The organism is Bosea sp. BIWAKO-01, assembly GCF_001748145.1.
Taxonomy (GTDB): Bacteria; Pseudomonadota; Alphaproteobacteria; order Rhizobiales; family Beijerinckiaceae; genus Allobosea.
Window position 1 is genome coordinate 5,838,265 of record NZ_BCQA01000001.1, and the last position, 21,172, is coordinate 5,859,436.

The following is a 21,172-nucleotide window of genomic DNA, read 5'->3' on the forward strand; positions in this document are numbered from 1 at the left end:
CCCCAAAAGCCCTTCACGCACCTGCGAAGAACACAGCGAACACGACGTCATCCAAAGCGTATCCGGCTGGATCACCCGGTCGAACGATGCTGCTGGAATATGCCTCCGGTCCAAATTGGGACCGTCAATCATAAAATCCAGGGAGGTTACTCATGGTCATGCGACGTATTTGCCATTTTCGCACTACGCCCTGCGCGCGGGCAGCGGGTGAGAGCGGTCGCGCGAGCGGTCATCTGGGAACCGTGGCGCTGGTCGCGCTGCCGCTGCTCCTCGCAGCAGGCGCAGCCCAGGCCGCGTCATCGGAGGGGTGCGAGGGCGGCGGCTTTACCGTGCTGGGACGCACGCAGAACGCCACTATCCCCGCCAGCGCTCTTGGGACGAGTTTTCGGGTGCAGGGCAAATATGCCCAATTCGATGTCGACTCGGCGACCCTCGGCATCCGCAACTTCACGATGACCGGCGCGCCAAACCCGCTCGACATCACGGGCGGAGTGCCGACGCCGGTCTACGCCAGCAAGCTGCCCGACCATCGTGGGCTGACACTGACCAGCTCCCTCACCGTCGAGATCACGGGGGAAGCGATCGAGATCGGGCGAACGGGCAGCAACCTTGCCATGAAGATCCAGGCCAAGGACTGCGCCAATGGCGGCATCTTCCAGATGGAGGTGGAGCGTCAGGACGGCACGCCGACCCTCTTCACCCATATCCTGGCGGAAGGCGCCAACCCTCAGCTGAAGGCGTTCTATTTCGACAATCGCAACTTCCGGAACCGGGAAGGCGACGAGGTTCCCTACAAGGACATCACGGTCACCGTCTCAGCCCGCGTCAATTTCGGCAATAACTTCTCCCGCAAGTTCGTCGGCAGGGACAGCCCTCAGGTTGCCACGCGCAGGTCGGAACCGGACTGCGTGAACCTGATCGCCACCCGCGTTCCCAACAGCCCCGCGACCGTGCGTCATTGCGGCGGCGTGTCCCGCTGGGACGTGGCGAGTGGCGGCCGCATGGGCCAGGTGATGGGCGAGGATGCGGTCGAGGTCGCTCCGCCAGCCACGGAATGCGTCAAGAAATGCCAGGCGCAGAACCGGGTTCGCGGCCGGTCAACGGTCCTTGGCTTCCCCTTCCCGGTCAATCCCGAAGACCAGCTCCAGCCGCGCTTCCCGCGGCAACAGCAGGCGGGCGCAACGCAGACGGTTGCGACGAACCCGCAATAGGCGGGCACGTCCAGGCAGCCCGAGCCCTATGGCGAGCGCGCCACCCGCGCTCGCCGGCGATCATTTTTGAAAGCGTCGAACATGCCAATCGAAATCCCGCATGAGAATCCGGGAATTGAAAGACGACCTAGCTCTTCAGCGTCCCGGCAGCCTCCCTTTGTGGAAGCAGAGCGTTCGGCGCAGGAACTGCTCAGGCGCCTGAGGGAGGCCGATCGAGGTGGCCCATCTGGCCCCACCCATGAGGTCCTGTTCTTCGGCGATCTCGTTGGCCGCCTCAGTTCGAAACGCCGGGCGGCTCTGAAGGCATCCCCACGCGGCAGGACCGATGGGCTGGCGAAACCCGCCGTGCGATAGCGGGATTGAGCGGCCGATGCCCAAACCAGTGCCCCGCCGTTCCGGCAGAAGCGGCGGGGCTCAGGCCGATCGTGGCGCCTCTGGCTCCACAGCCTGCGCGCGATTCAAGGCGCGCGGTAGGTATGAGCCCCCGGCGCTTGTGAGCCCCGGCGCTAGGGATGCGCCCTGAACTTCTCGAGCGTACGCCGCATCAGGTCCTCGTCATCGATGGCGATCATCACCAGGTTCGCCACGATATAGGCCAGTCTCTGTCGTTCGCGCTCAAGGTCCTGGCCAGTGTCGAGGCCGGGCCTGATCTTGTCCCAGGCCGCATCCAAGGCCGCCTGCGCGCGCGCAATGTCCACCGGATCCGTGAGCGATGAGAATGGCATCGTCGCTCCCCCCAACACCAGGCTCCATCGAAAATCTGGCCATCGCGCTTAAAAATGCAAGCTCTCCGGTCGCCGACAAAAAGCCCGCCACCCCTTTTGGAGTGGCGGGCAGTGCCTTGGGATCTCTGGGAGATGCCGGGACAACCCGCAGCGTCGGCACTTGTTCCCACGACAACCGCCACTTCTGCTGGCGCGCCAGAGCCTCAGCATCGCTCAGCCGGCCGGGAACGCAGGCGCGGCCCGGCCGTTGATCTCCGTCCGCCCTTTCAAAGGAGGTGCATCATCATGCCGGCGAAATCCAAAGCCCAGCAGAAGGCCGCGGGAGCGGCGCTCGCCGCCAAGCGCGGCGAGATCAAGACCAGCGAGCTGAAGGGTGCGTCCAAATCGATGGCGAAGTCGATGACCGAAGAGGAACTGCACGACATGGCTTCGACCAAACGCAAGGGCAAACCCGAACACGTGCCCGAGGCGCACTGACCCTCGCCGCATCGCCCGGGTGATCGCATGTCGATGGCCACCTGGCGTGAATGCGGCGGCGAATTGTCGATCGAGCACGGACGCCTGCGGTCAGCGGCTGTCAGCCGGGCGCTTCGTGCGTCGTGGAAGCGTTGGCGCGTTCGCCGCCGTGGCATCGAATTGTTGAACGGCCCGCTCCGCGAGCTGGCCGATGCTTCCCTCCCCCCAGAGCCCGACCACGATATAGCTCAGGCGTTCCCGTTGTAAGGGCGCCCTCGACCGTTCGATCTCTCCGCGTGCGTGGATCTGGCCCCACGCAGTCTCGAACGCTGCCACGATGACAGCGATTTCTTCTGGCGTGGCGACAATCGAATGGAACGGCATCGACCTTCCCCTGGACGGGAAGTGAGCGCGGCGCCCCCCTCAAATGCAAGTGCAAATATTGACGCGGAATCGTTTTGGCCGACCTGAAAGGCCGGAGCCGTGCGGGTGGGCGGCCGCCCCCCTCAACGCGCCCGAGCGGGCGCGCGCTTTCTGCCCCGACCGCGTCGGTCCATGGCGAGCTTGGCGAGCACGCAGCCGAACACCGCGATCATCAGGGGCGGCGTCCGCAACCGCGCGATCAGGAACCCGAGCGGAACGGCAAACTGCTTGGGGTACTTTCCTTCGGCAATGTCGCGAGCCAGCCATAACCCGACGAGATGAACGAGGGCGCGCATGCATCTTCCCTTCCGCAAACCATGAAACGACCGCACAAGGACAGTTTTGCCCCGTGCGTTGAACGGCGCTACTGCCGCCGCTGACGGGGCGCACCCGGCTTCGCCGGGCTCTGGACCGCGACCGGGTCGCTCGCCGGAAATGTCTCCTTCAGCGCCTTGTCGAGCCGCTGATCTGCGGTGACTTCGCGCCCAGCCCTGCGTTGCGCGTGTTGTTCCTTACGGAGGCTCTCAACCGCCGGGTTCGTGTCTGGGCGCATCGCTCGTCTCCATTTCCGTGTCATCGTCGACAGGGGCGTCCAGGGGTAACGTCGCGCGGTTTGATCCGTTCCACCGCGATCTCAGTCGAGGACGCTGCCCGGGCCGTCGCGCACCAAGCCATCGCGAACAAAGTGACGGGGTTTGACGTTCACCCCATGATCCGGGCGGGCAGTGCCTCCCGCAGCCAGGCAGGAGAACCGCATATGGCGATCAAGCGCCCCGTCAGTCTCATCGCCGGCGTCGCAGCCTCGGCGCTCGCGCTCGCCGCTTGCGACAGTCGCTCCACCCTGCCCGAGGGGGCCGGCTACGGCCCCAACCCGACATTGCCTGAGCCCAGGACGACATGGTTTCCGACCGTAAAGATCGCTGATGCGATCGGCTGGAAGCTGGGTGAGAAGCCGACCACGCCGAGCGGCGGACAGGTGACGGCTTACGCCACGGGGTTGCAGCACCCGCGCTGGCTCTATGAACTGCCCAATGGCGATGTGCTCGTGGCGGAAAGCGACGCACCACCGAAGCCGCCGGAAAAGAGCGGGGGCATCCGCGGCTGGGTGCAGGGTCTCTTCATGAAGAAGGCTGGGTCGCAGACGCTCAGCGCCAACCGGATCACGCTGTTGCGCGACGCCGATGGCGATGGCGTCGCCGAGACGAAGAGCGTCTTCCTGGAGAACCTCACCTCGCCCTTCGGCATGGCCCTGATCGGCGAGCAGCTCTACATCGCCAATGCCGATGCACTTGTCCGCGTCCCCTATCAGCAAGGCGAAACCAAAAGTGCGGGCGCGCCGGTGAAGGTCGCCGACCTGCCCGCCGGCCGGAACCACCATTGGACGAAGAGCCTGACCGCCAGCGCCGACGGCTCGAAGCTCTATGTCGGCGTCGGCTCGAACTCCAATGTCGCCGAGAACGGCATGGCGGAAGAGGAGCGGCGCGCGGCCGTGCTCGAGATCGACCCGGCGACGGGAGCGACGCAGGTCTTTGCGACAGGCTTGCGCAACCCTGTCGGGATCGGCTGGAACCCCGTGACCAGGGAACTCTGGGTGGCGGTCAACGAGCGCGACGAGATCGGCGACGACCTCGTGCCGGACTACATGACCTCGGTAAAGCGCGGCGGCTTCTATGGCTGGCCCTACAGCTATTATGGCCAGCATCTCGACAGGCGCGTCGAGCCCCAGAAGCCGGAACTGGTCGCCAGGGCGATCAAACCGGATTACGCGCTGGGCTCGCATACCGCCTCGCTCGGGCTTGGCTTCGTGCCGCCGGGCCGCCTCGGCCCGCCCTATCAGGGCGGCGCCTTCATCGGCCAGCACGGTTCATGGAACCGCTCGCGCCCGGTCGGCTATCGCGTGATCTTCGTCCCCTTCAAAGATGGCAAGCCCGCCGGCACGCCGCAGGAAATCCTCTCCGGGTTCCTGAACGAGAAGGGCGAGGCACGGGGACGCCCCGTCGGCGTGCTGATCGATCGGCGCGGCGGTCTGCTGGTGGCCGACGATGTCGGCAATACGGTCTGGCGCGTGGCGCTACCGTCGGGCTGAGGCTGCGCCCGGTGTCCCCCCAGGCGAGCGGCATGTGGTGGCGGTCAGATCCGGCCGCGCGAGACCAGCCGCCGCCCCTGCCTTAAGGTTATGAAGATGACTTGATTGAGTATCCGCCAGAAGGGGCATTACGCTGAGCCTGGCTGACCTGAAACGAACCCCAGGACTGACGATGATCTCGCTGACGCTGTCCGACGGATCTCCGGTTCAACTTCTCCCACGCCGGGTCGCCCGGATCAGGAGGGCTGTTCCCGGGGATGGCGACCCTCAGGCCAAGACCCGCATCGATTGCGTCGATGTCCTGCTGGTGGTCGAACTGCCGGACTATGTCGCCGCCGTCGTCGGCGAGAAACTCCCGACGCTTGCCGAACTCGCCCTGCCCGATGGATCGCCGGTCTGGTTCGATGCCGAGAAGGCATCAGGGCCGCTTCCGCTCGAATCCAGACACCAGGCGGACGGAGTTGCATCGTCCCTTCACATCAGCGGCAAGCGGCAGTTCGTCGGCAGTTCCCATGAAGACGTCGCCGAGGTGATATCCTCCGCCGGCGGATCCGCACTCCCGATCCCGCGGGCCGGTCTGTTCAGCAAGGCGATCGGTCTGGTTCACTCGATCCGCGACATCCGATCCCAGGAGAGGGAATGGGACTAGGTTCAGGGGATCTGGCGCCTGCGCCAGGCCTTCGAGGGGCCGGCCGCGACACCCCGATCAGATCGCTCACGGCAGCGCCTCCGCGCGTTGCCGTTTAAATCAACCGGCCGCCGCCAGCGCACGCCGCTTCATTGGCGCTACGCCTTGTTCGTCAGGACGGAGTGTCAGAACCGAGACGCCGGCCCCCGTAACGGCAACGGTGTGCTCGAACTGAGCGGACAGCGAGCCGTCTCTCGTCACGACGGTCCAGCCGTCAGCCTCGGTCCTCACGCTACTCCGGCCGCGATTGAGCATCGGCTCGATCGTGAAAACCATGCCCTCGCGGAGGGCGAGGCCGGTTCCCGGCTTTCCGAAATGCAAGACCTGCGGTTCCTCGTGCATCTCCCGGCCGATGCCGTGACCGCAATACTCGCGCACCACGGAATAACCGCTCCGCTTGGCATGCCGCTCGATCGCCCAGCCGATATCGCCGAGCCGCGCGCCCGGCCGAACCGCCTTGATGCCCATCCACATCGCTTCGTAGGTGGTCTGGACCAGCCTCCTTGCGGCGGGATTCACCTCGCCGACGAGATAGGTTTTGCTGGAATCCGCGATATAGCCGTTCTTCTCGAGCGTGATGTCGAAATTGACGATGTCCCCGTCCCGAAGCACGGTCGTTTCAGATGGAACACCGTGGCAAACCACATCGTTCACCGAAGCATTCAACACAAAATCATAGCCATATTGGCCCTTGCTCGCAGGTCGGGCCTGGAGATCATGGACAATGAAGTGCTCGACCAATTCATTGACCTGAAGTGTCGACAGGCCGGCGAGCACAGTTCGATCCAGCATGCCGAACACGGAGGCCAGCAACCTCCCGGATTCGGCCAGCAATGCCAGCTCGCGAGGCTGCTTCGTCATGCGTCAGTCTCCGCCAGCGGCTGAGCCTTGACGCCTGCGGCACTCAGTTCGCGCTCGATGATCTCAGGGAAACTGAGCCCCGGATTGGTCTCGCAGAGCATTCCGAGCTTGATCCAGTAGGCAGCCTGCGCATTGATCGACCGAAACGACACTTTGCTCGCCCGGCGCAGTTGATCGTGCAGGTCATCATCGATGTTCACGATGCCCATCGGGGCCTCCATATATGCTTCATATATGGAACGTATATAATCCGAAAATGCGAAAGCCAAGTGGCAGCATCGCACGCGCCCGATGCGAGCCGCCTGACACCGATCCGGAGAAAGCATGACGTATCGCACAGCGTGGTATGACCGCCGCCGGGCAAGCAATCCGCAAGGTCCCGCCCGCAAATATCCGGATCGACTTTGGTCGGATGACGCATCCGACGAGTTGTGACACCTTCAGCGCCACCGATGGCCTCAGTATGGATTTATAATTCTCCTTCAGCCGAACGGGGCGGGACAAGAGGTGACGATCAATCCTTGGCTCATGGCGGAACAATTCGAGTCCGTGAACTGCACGGTTGCTGTCTGGACGGGTGAGAGTCCCACCGCAACTTTCATCGGCATACGCGCGGCTGCGCGCTATGCAAATGCAGCCTTTCTGGGTGGCGCAATCGTGGAGATCATCATCGATCACACCAATGGTTGCGCCATCATCATCCGGGATGACGACCTGATCGCGCTGCTCGAATACGCGGCCTTCAACTAGGCCTCGCAGACGGTGTCAGCGCCGTATCCCTTGTCGGCGAGAAGTGTTTCGATCCTATCGTAGATCATGCTCAGGAGCGACGCCAAGCCCTTGATGTCGTGGGTTTCTCCACCCGTCTGGACAAATCCGAGGCGACGTCCCCTGGCGGCGCCGCAGGCGTGGAGCCTGGCGGTGAGGCCGCCGCGCGATTGGCCAAGCGCCTCGGCTTTTTGAGTCCCCCTCTTTATGCCGCCTGCGCAGTGATCCGCCGGACGATGATAGTGTCGATCATGTCAGCGGAGGGGTCTCGCTCCACCATCTCGCTCAGGCTCTCCAGCATGGCGTCGAACACGCCGACCTCCAGCCAGCGCCAGTACCGACGGAACACGCCGTTCCATTTGCCATAGTCGTCGGGCAGATGCCGCCACTGCGACCCCGTGCACGCCAGCCGCATCATGCCCTCGAAGTAGCGGCAGTTATCTTGTGCGGGTCGGCAGCCGCGCCCGCGCTCATCCGGCAGCAAAGGCCCGATCAGCGCCCATTCCTCGTCCGTCAGACCGATCCGCTCGCCCAAGGCGTCCTCGAGGAAGGAACGTTGAATCGACACGTTGGCTGTGCGTCAATACGCAGCATTATTGCCTTGGGCAGGCAGTCGACGTCCAATACTCTGGCCTGCGCAGCGCATGGCTGCGCCGTCGGATTTGATGTGATGGACAGCGCATGAATCTCAGTTTCGTAAAGATGCATGCCAACGGCGATGACTTTGTCATCGTCGATGCCCGCACGAGCCCCAACCCGGTTGATGCTGACGTCGCGAGCTTCCTTGGCGACCGGAGCCGCGGCGTCGGCTTCAACCAGCTGGCGGTGGTGCTTCCCTGCGACGATGCTGCCGCTCGTCTCATCTTCTGGAATCCAGACGGCACGACCCTGGGCGCGTGTGGCAGTGCAACGCGCGGCGTCGCCCACCTCTTGATGAAGGAGGCCGCGAGCCAAGAAACGACCTTGCGCACCGAGCGAGGCTTGTTGCGATGCCAGTCGACACATGATGGGCCTATCAGCGTCGACATGGGCGCACCTCTGCTCGAGTGGCGCGACATTCCTCTAGCCAAGCCTTGCGACACGTTGCGATTGCCGCTTGCCGGCGAGCCTTCCGCCTGCAGCATGGGCAATCCGCACTGCACGTTCTTCGTTGATGATCTCTCAGTGATCGACCCTTGGTCGGCAGGACCGCAGATCGAACACCACCCTCTGTTTCCTGAAAAAACCAATGTCCATTTCGTTCAAGTGCTGGACCGGAAGCGCATACGGCTGCGTATTTGGGAGCGAGGCGGAGCGGTGCCGGCGGGATCAGGATCTTGTTCTTGCGGCGCAGCCGTAGCGGCCATCCGCCGCGGACTTGTCGACAACGAAGTCGAGGTCATATGTGATGGCGGAAGCGTGGGTGTTTCTTGGAAGGCTGGAGGCGGCGTGTGGCTGACGGGCAGGGTCGCAACCGTTTTCCATGGCGAAATCGCGCTCCCAGAGAAATCGATGCATCGTTAGGACGGCGCCTTTGTCCACGAGGCCCAGGCGGGTGGAATTTCGTCGTCACGTCAGCGGCAAGCGGCAGATCGTCGGCAGCTCCCGCGTCGACGTCGCCAGTTGATATCCTGCGCCGGCGGAGCCTCGCACCCGATTCCGGGGGGCATTCCCGTTCAGTCGGGCGATCGATCGGCATTTCGACGAACGCCGCCGATTAGCAAAAAATGCCGGCCAGCGCAGCGGCAAAGGCCGCGCCGACCGGCTTGCCCGCGATGGGAGGGGAAAGCGAGCAATACCAGATTAGTGTGATCTCTAATCAATAGAACAGCGGCAAACGCAATATCGCCATGCGTTCATTATTTCAAAATTGCAAGCAATTCCGATATTGCCTCTACGGCATCGAAATATATTCGACTGAATCTCTACTTGATAAGCCGACTTCACGCAGAGCCGAACCACCCGCCCGACTGTACCCGACCACCCGGCACGCCCGTCCATCGCGGCGGAATGCGCCGTGAGCGCTCCGGAGGGCCAGCCCGGACCAGCCTTCAGCCCCCCGACAGCAGCGAGGCGCCGACATTGATGCCGAAGGCCAGGATCGTGGTGTTGAAGAAGAACGAGAGAATGGAATGGGCGAGCACGATCGTCCTGACCTCACGCGTGGTGACGCCGACATCCGATGTCTGCGAGGTGCAACCGATCGTGTAGGAGAAATAGAGGAAATCAACATAGTCGGGCTCGCCCTTCCCCGGAAAATCCAGGCCGCCCTCGGCACCATCATCGCTGTAGAAATCATGGGCGTAGTGCAGCGAGAAGAAGGCGTGCACCAGCGCCCAGGAGCTCAGGATGGTGACGGCGCCCAGCGCCAGGTGCAGTGACTTTTCGTCGGGCGGCACGGTCTTCAGGCCGGCGAGCTGAATGCCGATGGCCGCAACGCTCGCGGCGGCCGCCAGGCAGGCAATGATCAGGATGGCAAGCGCACCTTCATCCTGCTCGGCGGCGCGCGCCCTGATCTGCTCGACAGTCTCGCCGAAGATCATCGTCGTCAGCAGCCCGAGATAGAGGATCGCGCCCGCGTCCCACGCCACCAGAAGCCGCGTCACCCAGCCCCAGTCGCGCGGCAGCACGATCGTCAGCAACACCACCGCCACCAGCGCGATCAGAAGGCGGGGCCGAATGAGCAGGGATTGTGGGAGGAGCTTCATCGGATCTCACGCCTGCAGGCCAACGACCCTGTCCAGGACGGAGCGATGCCGGTCAGATCATCGGGCGGGATGGCGCATCCGGGCCGATGATCCAGCCCCTCATGCTTGCATCGGCTTTCCCAGGAATCGCAATCCACGTTTCGGGCAGAAGCTCTAGTCCCGAGTGACCACATGGCCTGGCGCATCTCGGACAGCAGGGGCAGGAACCGACCAAGACTGCGTCCACGTCTCGGAGAGGGTGCGGTTTCGCGACTTGAGATAGACGCGCAAGTCGGCAGTTTGCCCTACTGGCAAGGTCGCGTCGAGGATGACACGAAAGCCTTTCGTGGCAGAATTGGCGGCGATGATGGTGTGGGCGATCGAACCGGCGGTCGTCGAGGCGACGATCTCGACACGCTTGGGGTCGCTCACGAAATACGCCAGATCGCCATCGCCAAAATCGATGATGAACCGCTGCTTGCCCATTCCGTCCGCATCGGGATCCCGGCTGTCCCAACCGCTGAAGCTGTTGCGGACCTGCGCCATGGCATGGAGCTCGTTGGTCGTCGACAAGGCCGTGATCCGATAGGTGAATTCACTGGCCTTGCCGATGTCGAGCGGCCGCGCTGGCGTCCAGCACGTCACGATATTGTCGAATGCCTCGTTGTTGGTCGGTATCTCGATCAGGTCGACCCGGCCCTCGCCCCAGTCACCGATGGGCTCGACCCAATATCCCGGACGTGCGTGATAATGCGCTTCCAGGTCCTGGTAATGCCCATATTCGCGGTCGCGCTGCATCAGGCCGAAGCCTCGCGGATCGCGGTCGCCAAAACTGGAGATCCGCAGGCTCGCGGGATTGCGGATCGGCCGCCAGATCCATTCTCCGGAGCCGTTCTGCATCAACAGCCCGTCGGAATCGTGAATTTCGGGCCGAAAATCGGTTCGGTGTCCAAGGTCGCCTTCGCCCGCAAGGAACATTGAGGTCAGCGGCGCGATGCCGATGCGCGGGATCTCCACGCGCGGCACGAGGGTCGCCGTGACCGACATCGCAGTCGTACGGCCAGGCGAAACGACATAGCGGAACGCGCCCGCCACGGACGGGGAATCCAGCAGGGCGTAGATGACCAGGTCGAGGCTGTCCGCCTTCGGCTCTTCCAGCCAGAGCGCACGGAAGAAGGGAAATTCCTCGGGTTGCTTGCCCCCCACATCGAGCGCAAGCGAGCGCGCCGAGAGCCCGTAGCGATGGCCCCGCCCGATCAGCCTGAAATAGCTCGCCCCCAGGAACGAGATCACCTCGTCCTGGACCTTGGGATCGTTGAGGGTGGTCGTCACCGCAAACCCGGCAAATCCAAGCGACGGCGAGAGCTGCTTGGGCACCGGCACCTTGCCGTATTCGAACAGGCTCGTCGTGAACGGGATCGGGATGGCGTTGCCCTCCTTCACCACATGCAACTGCACCGGCTTGTCGTGCAGAAAGCCGAGATGGAACGGGAGCAGGCGGTAATCGGAACCACTCTCCTGCCACAAGGCCTTTTCCCGACGGAAACGGATCTCGCGATAGCTGTCATAGGTCAGCTTCGACAACTCCGACGGGATCGTCAGGCCACCGGAATCGAAGGGCCGCCCGCCCAGGATGCGCGCCTGCGCGACGACATCGTCGTAGCCAAAACGGGCAGCGCCTGGTTGAGGCGCTGGCGCGGCAAGCGAAGGCTGCCCTCTCGCAAGCAAGGCGGCTGCGATCAGCGTCGCGAGAGCGGAGCGGCGGGTGTGGAAATGGCTTTCGCCTGAATTCATGAGTGTTCGGCTCGACAGTGATTGGGTAGGAGCCTAACCCCGGCCTGCCTCTTTATGTTCCGCAGGTCGATTGGACGAGGACGTGCAATCTCCTGTCCGCCTGGCCTGCCCCTGACGAGCCAGGGAAGCGGAATGCCATAACGCATTGCCTATACGGGCTTCTCTTCTTGGCTTCCCTGCATCTGCCGCTGCCTGCGTGTCGCCTGTGCGCGCTCGAGCGATCTCGCCTTTCGTCGGGCGTCGCGCAACTCCTCGATCGTCGGCTGCCACCACCCCCGGGCAAGATCCGCCCCGCTCGCCGGCTGCCGCGCCGGCCATGTCCGCACCAGCTCGTCATGGCCGGGCCTGCGCCAGCTTGCCCAGACGAAATCGCCGGTCGCGCCGGCACTCCAGGGGTAATGCTGGTGCAGGCTTTCGTCGTCGACCAGCTCCCCCGTGACTTCGGTGAAGACCAGCGCGCCGGCATGGGACATCAATGGGCGGTCGCCGGGTGGGAGCTGACTGGCAAGGACGGGGTAGCGATGGCGTTGCCGCTCCCTGGCTTTCGCGCGCAACGCGTGGTGCTCTGCCGAGCCCTTCAGCTCGTCTCGCCGCCGCTTCCGCTCCGCCGGCTCGGCGCGGCGGGCGGCCTCCTCGATCGCCGGCCAGCGGCGCCGCAGCTCCTCGAACGAGCGATAGGGAATGCGCCAGAGCCTTTCCTCGCCGTCCCACCAGGCCCAGGGTACGGCGCGCAATTCCGAGACGATGGTCCTGGAATAAGGCGTACGGACCATGAGGTCCTCTGCCGGCGCGAGATAGTCGCTCACGATCGGATCGAATGCGAAGGCGTCCCTGCCGCGCGCATCGGCATGGGCGAGAACGCCAGAAAGCTCGCGCTGCAGCCAGCGATCGAGCCGCCTCTCGGCCGTGCTCCCCGGCACGAACCAGGCATGGCGATCATCGCGCCAGCGCGCCCGGGGAAAGGCCGTGCGGAAGCGCTCGACCAGTGCAGCGTCAAAGGGGAAGGACGCGGTCGCGCCGGCCCTGTCCTCGCCGGCCGGTTCGACGGTGATGCTGTCTCGCGGGGATGGCATCGCGGCTCCGCCCTTGCCCTCGATATGCGAACTCAGCGCAGGAAGAGGTCAGGAAGCAACATCAACTGCACCGAAATTGTTCAAACCGGCAGGACAGCTCTCCGCGCCATCTCATTCCGGGCAGACTGGAAGGTCCGCCAGCCGGGTGCGAAGGCGTGGGGCGACCCAATCCAGGAAGGAGCGCGCCTTGACCGGCAGTTGGCCCTGGGCGGCGTAGACCAGCTGAACCGGGATCGGTTCCGGCGCGAACGCTTCGAGCAGCGGCACGAGAGCGCCTGACCGCAGCTCATCGACGATCTGATAGGACAGCACCCGCGCCACCCCCAGGCCAGCCACGGCCGCATCGACGGCCGCTTCGGTCGAGTTGACTGCCAGGCGCGTGCGCGGCTCCACCGAAAGCGCGGTCGTATCGCCACGGTAGCGCCATTCCGGAGAGGTCGAGAAGCCGCGGAACGTGATGCCGTCATGCTCGCGCAGGTCCTCGGGGACGGCGGGACGACCGTGCCGCGTCAGGTAGTCCGGGCTGGCGCAGATCACGCGCCTGACCTGGCCGACGCGCATCGCCATCAGGTTGCTGTCTTCGAGATGGCCCAGGCGCACGCCGATATCCAGGTGCTCCTCCAGCAGATTGACGTGACGATCGATCAGGAACAGGCGCAGATCGATCCTTGCGAATTCAGACAGGAACCCGGCCGCGACGGGGAGCACATGGCGACGCCCAAAGACGACCGGCGCCGTTACCGAGAGCTCGCCGCGTGGTTCGCTGTACTCGCCGGAAGCGGCCCGCTCCGCCTCCTCGACCTGTTCCAGGATTCGCCTGGACATGGCGACGTAGTCTCGACCTGCATCCGTCAACGCGATCCGTCGGCTGGTGCGAACGAGAAGACGGGTTCCCAGATGCTGTTCGAGATCGGCCACCTTCCGGCTGACGGTGGTGAGCGGCGCGCGCAGACGACGCGCTCCAGCCGAAAGGCTGCCCTCGTCGACGACCGCGAGAAGCACCGACATCGCGTCGAAGCGATCCATTCCAGCCTCCCGAATTCCGGGAGGAAACATCCCGATTTCTCTGGATACCTCAGATTCAAGGAAGGCTCTAGCGTGATCCTCACCCCCGCGTGGTGCGAGCCTGAAAGACTGCCCTGCGCAGCATAGGAGCCTTCGATGACCGTCCTGTCCCGTCGCGCCTTCGCGCTTTCCGTTCCCGCGCTTTCCCTTGCAGGTGCGTCCGTGCTGCCCGCCGGCGGCGCGATCGCTCAAGCGCAGCCGCCCGCGTCGAGGGCTGTTCCCCCATTGGCGCGGGTCTCCATTGGCCGGTTCACGGTGACCGCGCTGACCGACGGCTTCGCCGACATGCCGTTCTCCTATTTCGTGGGCCGTCAGCCCAAGGAGATCGAAGAGGCGGCCGCGGCGCAGTTCGCAGCCAGGCCCGGCGGCATCCGCCTGGTGTTTACGCAGTACCTGATCGAGGATGGCGAGCGGCGCATCCTGATCGATACGGGCCCGGCCGGCCTGATCGGAGAGAGCGGGAAGCTGCCCTCAGCCCTGGACGCGATCGGGGTCAGGCCGGAGAGCATCGACGCGGTCATCGTGACCCATATGCATCGTGACCATATCGGGGGCCTGGTGGCCGGCGGGCGCCGGAACTTCCCGAATGCAGAGATCTATGTCGACAGGCGTGAAGTCGCTCACTGGACCGATCCGGCGAAGCGCTCGGCGGCTCCTGACTTCCTGAAGAGCAGCTTCGATGCATCGGCCGAGGTCATCCGCCTTTATCCGAAGCTGCAGGCGATCGATGGCGAGCGCAGCCTTGCGCGCGGCGTTTCGATCGTCGACCTGACGGGCCATACCCCCGGACATATCGGGGTGCGCATCGAGGACGGCGGCAAGAGCCTGATGATGGTCTCGGACATGCTCTTCCATCCCTCGCTCCATCCGGCCGCCACCGATATCGGCTTCGTCTTCGAGCAGGATCCGGAGGCGGCCCGCGCGATGCGCGCCCGCTTCTTCCCGCGCGCGGCCGAGGAGAAGGCCTTGATTGCCGCCACCCACATGCCCTTCCCGGGGCTGGGCCACATCGTTTCCGAGGGCGGCCGGTTGCGCTGGCTTGCTGCGGAATGGGCCTACCAGGCCTAAACGGCCTGGTCGCGCCAGGCGCTATTGCTCCGAGCCGGCGGCTGCGCCGGCTCGGCTATCGGAGGTTCGCATGCTTCACAAATATCTTGAGATCGCTTCGACCCCGGCCGTCAAAGCTGCGCGCCAGCACTATGGCAGCGCTGGTCAATACGCACGGATCGACGGCACGCTCGATCCTGGCGCCACGCCCCGAAATCACCTGCTCGGACCGGACGAGGAGGCGTTCATCGCTCAACGCGGCGAGTTCTATCTCGCCTCGGTCTCCGAGACGGGCTGGCCCTATCTCCAGTTCCGCGGCGGACCGGCCGGCTTCTTGCGGGTTCTCGACAGCAAGACGCTGGGCTTCGCGGATTTCCGCGGCAATCGGCAATACATCACGACGGGCAATGTCGCCGGCAACGACCGGGTGTCGCTCTTCCTGATGGATTATGCCCATCAACGCCGTCTGAAGATCTTTGGACATATGCATGTCGTCGACGCGCCCGCCGACACGGCGCTGGCGGCCAGGCTGAGCGTCCCGGGCTATGACGCCCGTGTCGAACGGGCTGTCACGATCACGATCGAGGGCTTCGACTGGAACTGTCCGCAGCACATCACGCCGCGTTACAGCGAGGCCGAGCTCGCCGAATGGCTGGAGCCGGTCAAAAGCAGATTGCAGTTTCTCGAAGAGGAGAACCGCAAATTGAAGGAGCGCCTGGCCTCGGGGGCGGCATGACCGCATCGTCGAGCCACGACGGTTAGTGCCGGTCCCCCGCAAGGCGATGGATTCACCCTGATTGCGGACTGCAAATATACCAGGATCCAGCCAGCCGGTACCGCTGCTACCAATGTGCCAGACACGACATCCAGAAACCAACGCTACAGGGCATCCCATGAAACTCGGCTTCATCGGCACAGGAGCGCTCACGGCCGCGATCGTCACCGGGCTTCGATCGGCCGCGGACCGGTCCGTGTCCGTCGTCCTGTCGCCGCGCAACGAAGAGATCGCTGCCAGCCTGGCTTCCCGCTACCAGGATGTCCGCGTTGCGTCGGACAACCAGGCCGTTCTCGACGATTGCGACACCGTCATGCTCGCGGTTCGTCCGCAAATTGCGCATGAGGTGGTGCCGGACTTGCGGTTTCGCCCTGATCACCATGTCGTCAGCCTGATCGCGACGCTGCCGCTCGAGACGATAGCCACCCTGACCGCTCCCGCCGGGCACGTGACGAAAGCCCTGCCCATGCCCATGATCGCGCATCGGCAGGGAGCGACGATCATCTACCCGCCAGATCCAGCTGTGGCGGCCTTGTTTGGCGCGCTGGGACAGGTGATCGAGGTCGAGGATCCCGGCAAGTTCGATGCGCTGAGTGTCGTGACGGCGACATATGCCAGCTACTTCAAGTATCTCGACACCATTCACGGATGGCTGAAGGACCGCGGCGTGGAGAGCGCGCAGGCGCGCGATTACATCGCCTGCCTGTTCAAGGCGCTGGCATCCGCCCCGGAGGCTGCGCCGGGTGCCGACTTCATGCACCTGGCGGAAGAGTATGCGACGCGCGGCGGCATCAACGAGCAGGTCTTGCGCGCGCTCACGGATCGCCGCGTATTCGAGGTCTTCTCAGACAGTCTCGACGACGTGCATCGCCGCATCGCCGCTGCGTGAGCCACGACCAGCCCGCTCGCAGACGCCCGGCAGGAAGCCGGGAATCCGCGAATTTCCGGGCGTGCCTGCCGATCACTCAGAATGTGATCTTCACCGATGGCGCGCTCCGTTCGGCCTCGCCATGGAAGACGGCCTCGATATTGTTGCCGGCGGGATCGAGCAGGAAGGCGGCGTAATAGCCGGGATGATAGGGGCGCTCGCCCGGCGCGCCGTTATCCCGGAAGCCGCTGTCGAGGCCAGCCTTGTAGAACGCGTCGACCATGGCGCGGTTCCTGGCCTGGAAGGCGATATGATGCCGGCCCGTGAGCTGGCCCTGCGCTGCCTTGCTCTGCGCGCTCGAGACGAATAGTTCGTCCACCCAGAAATAATCCTCGGCCGTCCCGCCGATCGGAATGTGGAGTTCGCGCAAGATGCCCTCGTAGAAGCGGCGGCAGGCGCCGAGATCCGCGACAACGAGCTGGATATGATCGATCAGCCGGCCGCGATGTAGTTCCTGGGTTTCCATCTGTTCCTCCCGATTGCGCATCGACTCAGGCGGGACAGCGTGGTTCCAGGCCGCGACGAGATCTGGCAGGACCCGGCAGCCTCGTGAACCCCTCGCCCGATGACGAACCGGCTCCGGATGACCGGAGCCAGTCGCTGGAGGTGTCGACGGTCACGGGCTCTGCCGGTCATGCACGAGCGGGATCAGGCGCCGGCGGAGGGGAGCCTGCCATCGGGCGTATAGCGATCCACGGCGTCAGGCAGTTGCCGGGATAGCCGGGACAGCAGCTCGTCGCGGGACAGGCCCGTCTGGCGTTCGAGCCTGGCCAGGACATCGGGTCCGATCGCCTGTTCCAGATCCGGGGGCGCAACCTCCTGATTGGCGCCCTGGCGCACCCAGGAATCGGCCTTTTCACCCTGGCCGGCCTGTTTGAAGCGATCGATCAACTCGCCCAGACCTCCGTTCAGGAAGCCGCCGATCCCGCCCGCGCCCAATGTGCCGCCGAGATTGCCGAGCACGGAATCTGCGCCTTTCGGGATGTCGCCGGCGGGCGCCCCGGTTGGGGTCGGCTGACTGGGCTGAGTGACCTGGCCGAGCCACTCTGCGATCTTGTCCTTGTTCTGGTAGCCTGCGAGGGCCAGCAGGCCCAGCAGCGCCGTCATCGACGGAAAGCCCTGGTTGTCGTCGCTCATGCTGTTTGCTCCTGCTGCCGGGGTTAGACGGTGTGTCGGCGGTTCGCGAAAAACGCCCACACCGCCAGGACGACGACGGCGCCGATAATGGCCCCGATCAGGCCAGCACCTTCGCCTGGGGCGTACCAATGCATGGCCTGCCCAATGTATGTGGCCACGAAGGCGCCCACGATCCCGAGGATGGTGGTGAGAATGAAGCCCGAAGGCTCATTCGATCCAGGTGTCAGAAATTTGGCGACCACGCCGGCGAGAAAGCCGACGAGGATGGTCCCGAGAATGCCCATAATGTCCTCCCTCAAGCGCCTGGTCACATTCGAAGCTTGGCCACATCTGAAGGCGCAAGAGCCGCCGCAAGCGACGCGCAAGCGCAGATCCTGAACCGGCGAACGGCACAGAGGTTCCCTTGGGTTCGCCAGCCCGGGCGAATCCGCGCCGGCGGTTCGGAACGAAACCACTGCCAACTCCGTTTGGATCGCTGGGACAGTCCGGAGTTCAAGATGAAGCTGATCGCATCGGCCCAACTCGTCTATGGCTTTTCTGCGCCGACGCAGGTGATCGGGCTGATCCAGGCGTCACATTCCAGCGATCAGTCGATCCTTGCGGAAGAATTGACGGTCGGCGGCGATGTGCGGCCCATCGCAGACGAGACACCCTCGGGAGATCGCCGGTTCCGGGCCTGCCTCTCGGGCGAGACTACGATCAGCTATACCGCCACGGTCGATAACGGCGTGCGCCAGTTGCTGCCAGCGTCCGGGCGCCAGCATGCGTGGAACGAACTGCCGGCCGAGGCGCTGCCCTATCTTCTGCCCAGCCGGTTTTGCCCGAGCGACCGCTTTCAGCGCTTTGCCCGGCGCGAGTTCGCAGGCGCGGGCGACGGCGTCAGCCGGGTCATGGCGGTTCTCGACTGGATCGCGTCCCATGTCGACTACGTCGCGGGCGTCAGCACGCCTGAATCGACGGCGGCGCATACATTCACCGTCAGGGCGGGGGTTTGTCGCGACTTCACCCATCTCGGCATCACCTTCTGCCGTGCCCTGTCGATACCGGCCCGCGCAGTCAGCGCCTATTCGCTCGATGTCCAGCCGCCCGATTTCCACGCCGTCATGGAAGTCTATCTCGAGAACGCCTGGTGGCTGGTCGACCCGACGCGCCTCGCCCCTGTCGAGGGCATCATCCGCATCGCCCATGGCAGGGATTCGACGGATATCGCCTTCCTGACCACGGATAGCGCCTGTACCGTGATCTCGCAGACCGTCCAGGTCCGGCGCAGCGATGCAGCCTGAGGGACGCATGGCAGACCAACTCGATTGCCTCGTGATTGGCGGCGGCCCCGCTGGCCTGACGGCGGCGATCTATCTTGCGCGCTTTCACCTCGGCGTCACCGTCATGGACGCCGGCCATGGCCGGGCCCTGCAGATCCCCTGCACCCATAATCACGCCGGCTTCCCAGAAGGCATTTCCGGCCGCGAGCTGCTGTCACGCATGCGGTCGCAGGCGATCCGTTACGGCACGGAGATCGTCGATCGCCGCATCGAGGAGTTGAGCCGCGACAGTTCCGGTTTCACGGCGCGAGGGCGGGATATCGACATCACGGCGCGCTCGGTCCTGCTCGCCACCGGCGTCACGAACCGTCGGCCGCCGATGACCGACGCGCTGCATGCGGATGCGCTCAAGGCGGGCCGCCTGCGCTACTGTCCGGTCTGCGACGGCTACGAGGTCACCGGGCAGGACGTCGCGGTCATCGGCTCCGATGCCGGCGCTGCGAATGAATGCGAATTCCTGCGGTCATATACGGCGCGGGTCAGCCTTGTCCTCGATGGAGCCGAGGGCCTTGCCGCCCCCCTGAATGAGCGTCTCACGGGTCTCGGCGTTCGCATCATCGGCGGACCGGCGCAGGATTTCCGACTGGAGGAGGACGGCCTGAGCCTGTCTTCGGCCGCAGGGCGGCTGCGCTTCGACACCGTCTATCCCGCCCTTGGCTCGGTCGTTCATTCCGAGCTTGCAACCGCATTGGGCGCGACTGTCACGGATGATGGCTGCATCCAGGTCGATCGCCACCAGCGCACCAGCATCACGGGACTATACGCGGCCGGCGATGTCGTGATCGGTCTCGACCAGATCAGTCATGCCATGGGTCAGGCCGGCGTGGCCGCGACAGCGATCCGCAACGATCTCGCCGCGTCCCGTCCACAGCTGCGCTAGTTATGGCGGCACGCCCCCTCCTCTGTGCGACGCCGGGCGAAAGGATGTTCCAGATCATCCGCTTCGCCGGCTTTCAATCCGGACAGGAGAAGGCCTGCCGACTATTGAGGCACGCCTCGGCGGCCATTGCGAAGATTATGGGGGATGAGATCGCCGGTATTTCACAATCTCCCACTGCGCTCGCTCAACAGGGGTTGGTGCCGGTGCTGGAATTGTCTGTACTGGGAGCCATGATTCGATCGAGGGCCAAAGACTGGCCGCATCAGCCTGCGGTAAGAGCGTGTTAATCTTTGTTAATCAAGGGTTCCGACATGTCGATCGCTCCAAGACACCGGCCTGCGTGCCGATGAGCGTGTCCGGACAGCGTCCGGCGCCCGGCCCTGCGCGCGGCCAGCCCCGGGGGCGGCTCGCATGCCTTGCCACCGCGGCCCTGCTGGGGGCGATGGCTGCCAGTTGCGGCGAGCAGAGGCTGACCGATGCCGAACTGACCTTCGCCACGCGCTCCATCGCGGTCGCTCCGAGCCGGGCCCTCATCATGCTGCCGCCGGGCGGGCCTCCGATCGTGAACGTCACGCAGCGCAATTACGAAAATGCCGTGTCCCAGACCATCACGCTCGCCACGCGAGGCCGGACGCCGGGCGAGAATGCGATCCATGCCGCCTTCCTGACAGCGGCCGATGTTCCGAGCTCGGACGGCGCCGAAGGCCAGCTTCTGTCCCTTCCGAGCATCGAGGATTTCGCGATCGCGCGCGAGATGGAGGAGCGGCTTCCGGGCGTCGCCATGGTGCCCTCGGCCGCCTATGTGCAGAACCGCTACGGCCCGTTCGGCTATGCCTTCGGCCGCGGCCCCGGGGGCGATGGCTGTCTTTACGCCTGGCAGCGCGTCGCGAGCGAGGACAGCCTCTTCCGTCCCAGATCGGGCGTGATCTCCGTGCGCCTGCGCATCTGCGCGCCGGGTGCGTCGGAAGCCGCCTTGCTGCGCCTGGCCTATGGCTTTTCCGTCAACGCCTCGCTCAGGCGCGCCGGCTGGAACCCGATCGGGGATGCGCCATCCCCCTCGCCCGATCTCGGCGAGGCGGGCGCGCCGATCTATCCCCTGCCCCAGACATCCGTGCCTGACGCGGTCGAGCGGCCGCCTCGGGTTGCCCGCCCGAAGCGTCCGCAGCCGGCCCGTACGGAGGTGAGAGACCCTGTGCCGGACAGGCCTTTGCCGGACCGCCCCCTGGAAGGATACCCGACCGTTCCGCCGCCCTTGTCACCTTGACCG

General features: G+C 64.8%; 26 protein-coding genes. 13 read left to right on the plus strand and 13 right to left on the minus strand.

All coding sequences use genetic code 11. The features are described from left to right. Window positions 1-152 precede the first annotated feature (152 nt). A complete protein-coding gene (locus BIWAKO_RS27180; protein ID WP_201788655.1) occupies window positions 153-1,211 on the plus strand; it encodes a hypothetical protein in 1,059 nt (352 codons plus the stop codon). A gap of 506 nt (window positions 1,212-1,717) precedes the next feature. Here BIWAKO_RS27180 and BIWAKO_RS27185 read toward each other — a convergent pair. Beyond that, window positions 1,718-1,936 carry a hypothetical protein gene (locus BIWAKO_RS27185; protein WP_069881307.1) on the minus strand — a complete coding sequence of 73 codons (219 nt, stop codon included), beginning with the start codon at window positions 1,934-1,936 and terminating at the stop codon, window positions 1,718-1,720. A gap of 285 nt (window positions 1,937-2,221) precedes the next feature. Here BIWAKO_RS27185 and BIWAKO_RS27190 point away from each other — a divergent pair, with 285 nt between their 5' ends. Beyond that, on the plus strand, window positions 2,222-2,413 hold the full coding sequence (locus BIWAKO_RS27190; RefSeq protein ID WP_069881308.1) for a DUF3008 family protein: 192 nt from the start codon (window positions 2,222-2,224) through the stop codon (window positions 2,411-2,413). 90 nt (window positions 2,414-2,503) lie between these two features. On the opposite strand, the gene BIWAKO_RS27195 is transcribed toward BIWAKO_RS27190, so the two are convergent. Together BIWAKO_RS27195 and BIWAKO_RS27200 are read right to left on the minus strand one after the other, a co-directional pair. Next, window positions 2,504-2,776 carry a hypothetical protein gene (locus tag BIWAKO_RS27195; protein ID WP_069881309.1) on the minus strand — a complete coding sequence of 91 codons (273 nt, stop codon included), beginning with the start codon at window positions 2,774-2,776 and terminating at the stop codon, window positions 2,504-2,506. 122 nt (window positions 2,777-2,898) lie between these two features. After that, window positions 2,899-3,111, minus strand: coding sequence for a hypothetical protein (locus BIWAKO_RS27200; protein ID WP_069881310.1), 213 nt, complete (start codon window positions 3,109-3,111; stop codon window positions 2,899-2,901). Between the two features lie 461 nt (window positions 3,112-3,572). On the opposite strand from BIWAKO_RS27200, the gene BIWAKO_RS27210 reads away from it, so the two are divergent. Together BIWAKO_RS27210 and BIWAKO_RS27215 are read left to right on the plus strand one after the other, a co-directional pair. Next, the gene (locus BIWAKO_RS27210) at window positions 3,573-4,901 is read left to right on the plus strand and encodes a PQQ-dependent sugar dehydrogenase (RefSeq protein ID WP_069882839.1); all 1,329 of its coding nucleotides are present in this window, start codon (window positions 3,573-3,575) and stop codon (window positions 4,899-4,901) included. Between the two features lie 172 nt (window positions 4,902-5,073). Then, a complete protein-coding gene (locus tag BIWAKO_RS27215; RefSeq protein ID WP_069881312.1) occupies window positions 5,074-5,550 on the plus strand; it encodes a hypothetical protein in 477 nt (158 codons plus the stop codon). A 99-nt stretch (window positions 5,551-5,649) separates the two neighbouring features. Here the strand turns inward: BIWAKO_RS27215 and map are convergent, their stop codons facing one another. Then, window positions 5,650-6,450, minus strand: a complete 801-nt coding sequence (gene map, locus BIWAKO_RS27220) for a type I methionyl aminopeptidase (RefSeq protein ID WP_069881313.1) — start codon at window positions 6,448-6,450, stop codon at window positions 5,650-5,652. After that, a complete protein-coding gene (locus tag BIWAKO_RS27225; protein WP_069882840.1) occupies window positions 6,447-6,659 on the minus strand; it encodes a ParD-like family protein in 213 nt (70 codons plus the stop codon). The genes map and BIWAKO_RS27225 overlap by 4 nt, the downstream gene beginning before the upstream one ends. Window positions 6,660-6,957: 298 nt before the next feature. On the opposite strand from BIWAKO_RS27225, the gene BIWAKO_RS27230 reads away from it, so the two are divergent. Then, complete coding sequence (locus BIWAKO_RS27230; protein ID WP_069881314.1) at window positions 6,958-7,200, plus strand: hypothetical protein; 243 nt, start codon at window positions 6,958-6,960, stop codon at window positions 7,198-7,200. A 223-nt stretch (window positions 7,201-7,423) separates the two neighbouring features. Here the strand turns inward: BIWAKO_RS27230 and BIWAKO_RS27235 are convergent, their stop codons facing one another. After that, entirely contained in the window at window positions 7,424-7,786 is a 363-nt protein-coding gene (locus BIWAKO_RS27235) for a transposase (protein ID WP_141740248.1), read from the minus strand. Between the two features lie 113 nt (window positions 7,787-7,899). Between BIWAKO_RS27235 and dapF the strand changes: the two genes are divergently transcribed. Beyond that, complete coding sequence (gene dapF / locus BIWAKO_RS27240) at window positions 7,900-8,721, plus strand: diaminopimelate epimerase (RefSeq protein ID WP_069881315.1); 822 nt, start codon at window positions 7,900-7,902, stop codon at window positions 8,719-8,721. 527 nt (window positions 8,722-9,248) lie between these two features. On the opposite strand, the gene BIWAKO_RS27245 is transcribed toward dapF, so the two are convergent. From BIWAKO_RS27245 to BIWAKO_RS27260, 4 genes are all read right to left on the minus strand, one after another. Further along, window positions 9,249-9,905, minus strand: a complete 657-nt coding sequence (locus tag BIWAKO_RS27245) for a DUF1345 domain-containing protein (protein ID WP_069881316.1) — start codon at window positions 9,903-9,905, stop codon at window positions 9,249-9,251. A gap of 153 nt (window positions 9,906-10,058) precedes the next feature. Further along, window positions 10,059-11,678 (minus strand): OpgD/OpgG family glucan biosynthesis protein, encoded by a 1,620-nt coding sequence (locus BIWAKO_RS27250; protein ID WP_069881317.1) that lies wholly within the window; start codon window positions 11,676-11,678, stop codon window positions 10,059-10,061. 149 nt (window positions 11,679-11,827) lie between these two features. Further along, window positions 11,828-12,751, minus strand: coding sequence for a hypothetical protein (locus BIWAKO_RS27255; protein WP_069881318.1), 924 nt, complete (start codon window positions 12,749-12,751; stop codon window positions 11,828-11,830). 111 nt (window positions 12,752-12,862) lie between these two features. Further along, window positions 12,863-13,777: a LysR family transcriptional regulator gene (locus BIWAKO_RS27260; protein WP_069881319.1), complete on the minus strand. Its 915-nt coding sequence runs from the start codon at window positions 13,775-13,777 to the stop codon at window positions 12,863-12,865. 135 nt (window positions 13,778-13,912) lie between these two features. On the opposite strand from BIWAKO_RS27260, the gene BIWAKO_RS27265 reads away from it, so the two are divergent. The 3 genes from BIWAKO_RS27265 to BIWAKO_RS27275 all read left to right on the plus strand — a co-directional run bounded on the left by BIWAKO_RS27265 (window position 13,913) and on the right by BIWAKO_RS27275 (window position 16,527). Next, a complete protein-coding gene (locus tag BIWAKO_RS27265) occupies window positions 13,913-14,884 on the plus strand; it encodes an MBL fold metallo-hydrolase (RefSeq protein WP_069881320.1) in 972 nt (323 codons plus the stop codon). 70 nt (window positions 14,885-14,954) lie between these two features. Then, on the plus strand, window positions 14,955-15,599 hold the full coding sequence (locus tag BIWAKO_RS27270) for a pyridoxamine 5'-phosphate oxidase family protein (protein WP_069881321.1): 645 nt from the start codon (window positions 14,955-14,957) through the stop codon (window positions 15,597-15,599). A 157-nt stretch (window positions 15,600-15,756) separates the two neighbouring features. After that, window positions 15,757-16,527 (plus strand): pyrroline-5-carboxylate reductase, encoded by a 771-nt coding sequence (locus BIWAKO_RS27275; RefSeq protein WP_069881322.1) that lies wholly within the window; start codon window positions 15,757-15,759, stop codon window positions 16,525-16,527. Between the two features lie 76 nt (window positions 16,528-16,603). On the opposite strand, the gene BIWAKO_RS27280 is transcribed toward BIWAKO_RS27275, so the two are convergent. The 3 genes from BIWAKO_RS27280 to BIWAKO_RS27290 all read right to left on the minus strand — a co-directional run bounded on the left by BIWAKO_RS27280 (window position 16,604) and on the right by BIWAKO_RS27290 (window position 17,987). Further along, window positions 16,604-17,032: a VOC family protein gene (locus BIWAKO_RS27280; RefSeq protein WP_069882841.1), complete on the minus strand. Its 429-nt coding sequence runs from the start codon at window positions 17,030-17,032 to the stop codon at window positions 16,604-16,606. Window positions 17,033-17,214: 182 nt separating this feature from the next. Continuing rightward, on the minus strand, window positions 17,215-17,703 hold the full coding sequence (locus tag BIWAKO_RS27285; RefSeq protein WP_244523564.1) for a YidB family protein: 489 nt from the start codon (window positions 17,701-17,703) through the stop codon (window positions 17,215-17,217). Between the two features lie 23 nt (window positions 17,704-17,726). Beyond that, the gene (locus tag BIWAKO_RS27290) at window positions 17,727-17,987 is read right to left on the minus strand and encodes a GlsB/YeaQ/YmgE family stress response membrane protein (protein ID WP_069881323.1); all 261 of its coding nucleotides are present in this window, start codon (window positions 17,985-17,987) and stop codon (window positions 17,727-17,729) included. A gap of 213 nt (window positions 17,988-18,200) precedes the next feature. Here BIWAKO_RS27290 and BIWAKO_RS27295 point away from each other — a divergent pair, with 213 nt between their 5' ends. The 4 genes from BIWAKO_RS27295 to bcsN all read left to right on the plus strand — a co-directional run bounded on the left by BIWAKO_RS27295 (window position 18,201) and on the right by bcsN (window position 21,169). Continuing rightward, on the plus strand, window positions 18,201-18,986 hold the full coding sequence (locus BIWAKO_RS27295; protein WP_069881324.1) for a transglutaminase-like domain-containing protein: 786 nt from the start codon (window positions 18,201-18,203) through the stop codon (window positions 18,984-18,986). 7 nt (window positions 18,987-18,993) lie between these two features. Further along, window positions 18,994-19,905, plus strand: coding sequence for an NAD(P)/FAD-dependent oxidoreductase (locus BIWAKO_RS27300; protein ID WP_069882843.1), 912 nt, complete (start codon window positions 18,994-18,996; stop codon window positions 19,903-19,905). A gap of 44 nt (window positions 19,906-19,949) precedes the next feature. After that, entirely contained in the window at window positions 19,950-20,192 is a 243-nt protein-coding gene (locus tag BIWAKO_RS27305; RefSeq protein WP_141740249.1) for a hypothetical protein, read from the plus strand. 155 nt (window positions 20,193-20,347) lie between these two features. Then, complete coding sequence (bcsN, locus tag BIWAKO_RS27310) at window positions 20,348-21,169, plus strand: cellulose biosynthesis protein BcsN (protein WP_069882844.1); 822 nt, start codon at window positions 20,348-20,350, stop codon at window positions 21,167-21,169. Window positions 21,170-21,172 lie beyond the last annotated feature (3 nt).

What these genes read in the sequence shown, in the direction of transcription:
- BIWAKO_RS27180 (WP_201788655.1), top strand. Translation starts at nt 153, where the DNA reads ATGGTCATGCGACGTATTTGCCATTTTCGCACTACGCCCTGCGCGCGG.
- BIWAKO_RS27190 (WP_069881308.1), top strand. Translation starts at nt 2,222, where the DNA reads ATGCCGGCGAAATCCAAAGCCCAGCAGAAGGCCGCGGGAGCGGCGCTC.
- BIWAKO_RS27285 (WP_244523564.1), bottom strand. Translation starts at nt 17,703, where the DNA reads ATGAGCGACGACAACCAGGGCTTTCCGTCGATGACGGCGCTGCTGGGC.
- BIWAKO_RS27250 (WP_069881317.1), bottom strand. Translation starts at nt 11,678, where the DNA reads ATGAATTCAGGCGAAAGCCATTTCCACACCCGCCGCTCCGCTCTCGCG.
- BIWAKO_RS27275 (WP_069881322.1), top strand. Translation starts at nt 15,757, where the DNA reads ATGAAACTCGGCTTCATCGGCACAGGAGCGCTCACGGCCGCGATCGTC.
- BIWAKO_RS27270 (WP_069881321.1), top strand. Translation starts at nt 14,955, where the DNA reads ATGCTTCACAAATATCTTGAGATCGCTTCGACCCCGGCCGTCAAAGCT.
- BIWAKO_RS27210 (WP_069882839.1), top strand. Translation starts at nt 3,573, where the DNA reads ATGGCGATCAAGCGCCCCGTCAGTCTCATCGCCGGCGTCGCAGCCTCG.
- BIWAKO_RS27295 (WP_069881324.1), top strand. Translation starts at nt 18,201, where the DNA reads ATGAAGCTGATCGCATCGGCCCAACTCGTCTATGGCTTTTCTGCGCCG.
- BIWAKO_RS27260 (WP_069881319.1), bottom strand. Translation starts at nt 13,777, where the DNA reads ATGGATCGCTTCGACGCGATGTCGGTGCTTCTCGCGGTCGTCGACGAG.
- BIWAKO_RS27280 (WP_069882841.1), bottom strand. Translation starts at nt 17,032, where the DNA reads ATGGAAACCCAGGAACTACATCGCGGCCGGCTGATCGATCATATCCAG.
- BIWAKO_RS27290 (WP_069881323.1), bottom strand. Translation starts at nt 17,987, where the DNA reads ATGGGCATTCTCGGGACCATCCTCGTCGGCTTTCTCGCCGGCGTGGTC.
- bcsN (WP_069882844.1), top strand. Translation starts at nt 20,348, where the DNA reads ATGGCTGCCAGTTGCGGCGAGCAGAGGCTGACCGATGCCGAACTGACC.
- BIWAKO_RS27255 (WP_069881318.1), bottom strand. Translation starts at nt 12,751, where the DNA reads ATGCCATCCCCGCGAGACAGCATCACCGTCGAACCGGCCGGCGAGGAC.
- dapF (WP_069881315.1), top strand. Translation starts at nt 7,900, where the DNA reads ATGAATCTCAGTTTCGTAAAGATGCATGCCAACGGCGATGACTTTGTC.
- BIWAKO_RS27305 (WP_141740249.1), top strand. Translation starts at nt 19,950, where the DNA reads ATGTTCCAGATCATCCGCTTCGCCGGCTTTCAATCCGGACAGGAGAAG.
- BIWAKO_RS27225 (WP_069882840.1), bottom strand. Translation starts at nt 6,659, where the DNA reads ATGGGCATCGTGAACATCGATGATGACCTGCACGATCAACTGCGCCGG.
- BIWAKO_RS27215 (WP_069881312.1), top strand. Translation starts at nt 5,074, where the DNA reads ATGATCTCGCTGACGCTGTCCGACGGATCTCCGGTTCAACTTCTCCCA.
- BIWAKO_RS27300 (WP_069882843.1), top strand. Translation starts at nt 18,994, where the DNA reads ATGGCAGACCAACTCGATTGCCTCGTGATTGGCGGCGGCCCCGCTGGC.
- BIWAKO_RS27265 (WP_069881320.1), top strand. Translation starts at nt 13,913, where the DNA reads ATGACCGTCCTGTCCCGTCGCGCCTTCGCGCTTTCCGTTCCCGCGCTT.
- BIWAKO_RS27195 (WP_069881309.1), bottom strand. Translation starts at nt 2,776, where the DNA reads ATGCCGTTCCATTCGATTGTCGCCACGCCAGAAGAAATCGCTGTCATC.
- BIWAKO_RS27245 (WP_069881316.1), bottom strand. Translation starts at nt 9,905, where the DNA reads ATGAAGCTCCTCCCACAATCCCTGCTCATTCGGCCCCGCCTTCTGATC.
- BIWAKO_RS27185 (WP_069881307.1), bottom strand. Translation starts at nt 1,936, where the DNA reads ATGCCATTCTCATCGCTCACGGATCCGGTGGACATTGCGCGCGCGCAG.
- map (WP_069881313.1), bottom strand. Translation starts at nt 6,450, where the DNA reads ATGACGAAGCAGCCTCGCGAGCTGGCATTGCTGGCCGAATCCGGGAGG.
- BIWAKO_RS27200 (WP_069881310.1), bottom strand. Translation starts at nt 3,111, where the DNA reads ATGCGCGCCCTCGTTCATCTCGTCGGGTTATGGCTGGCTCGCGACATT.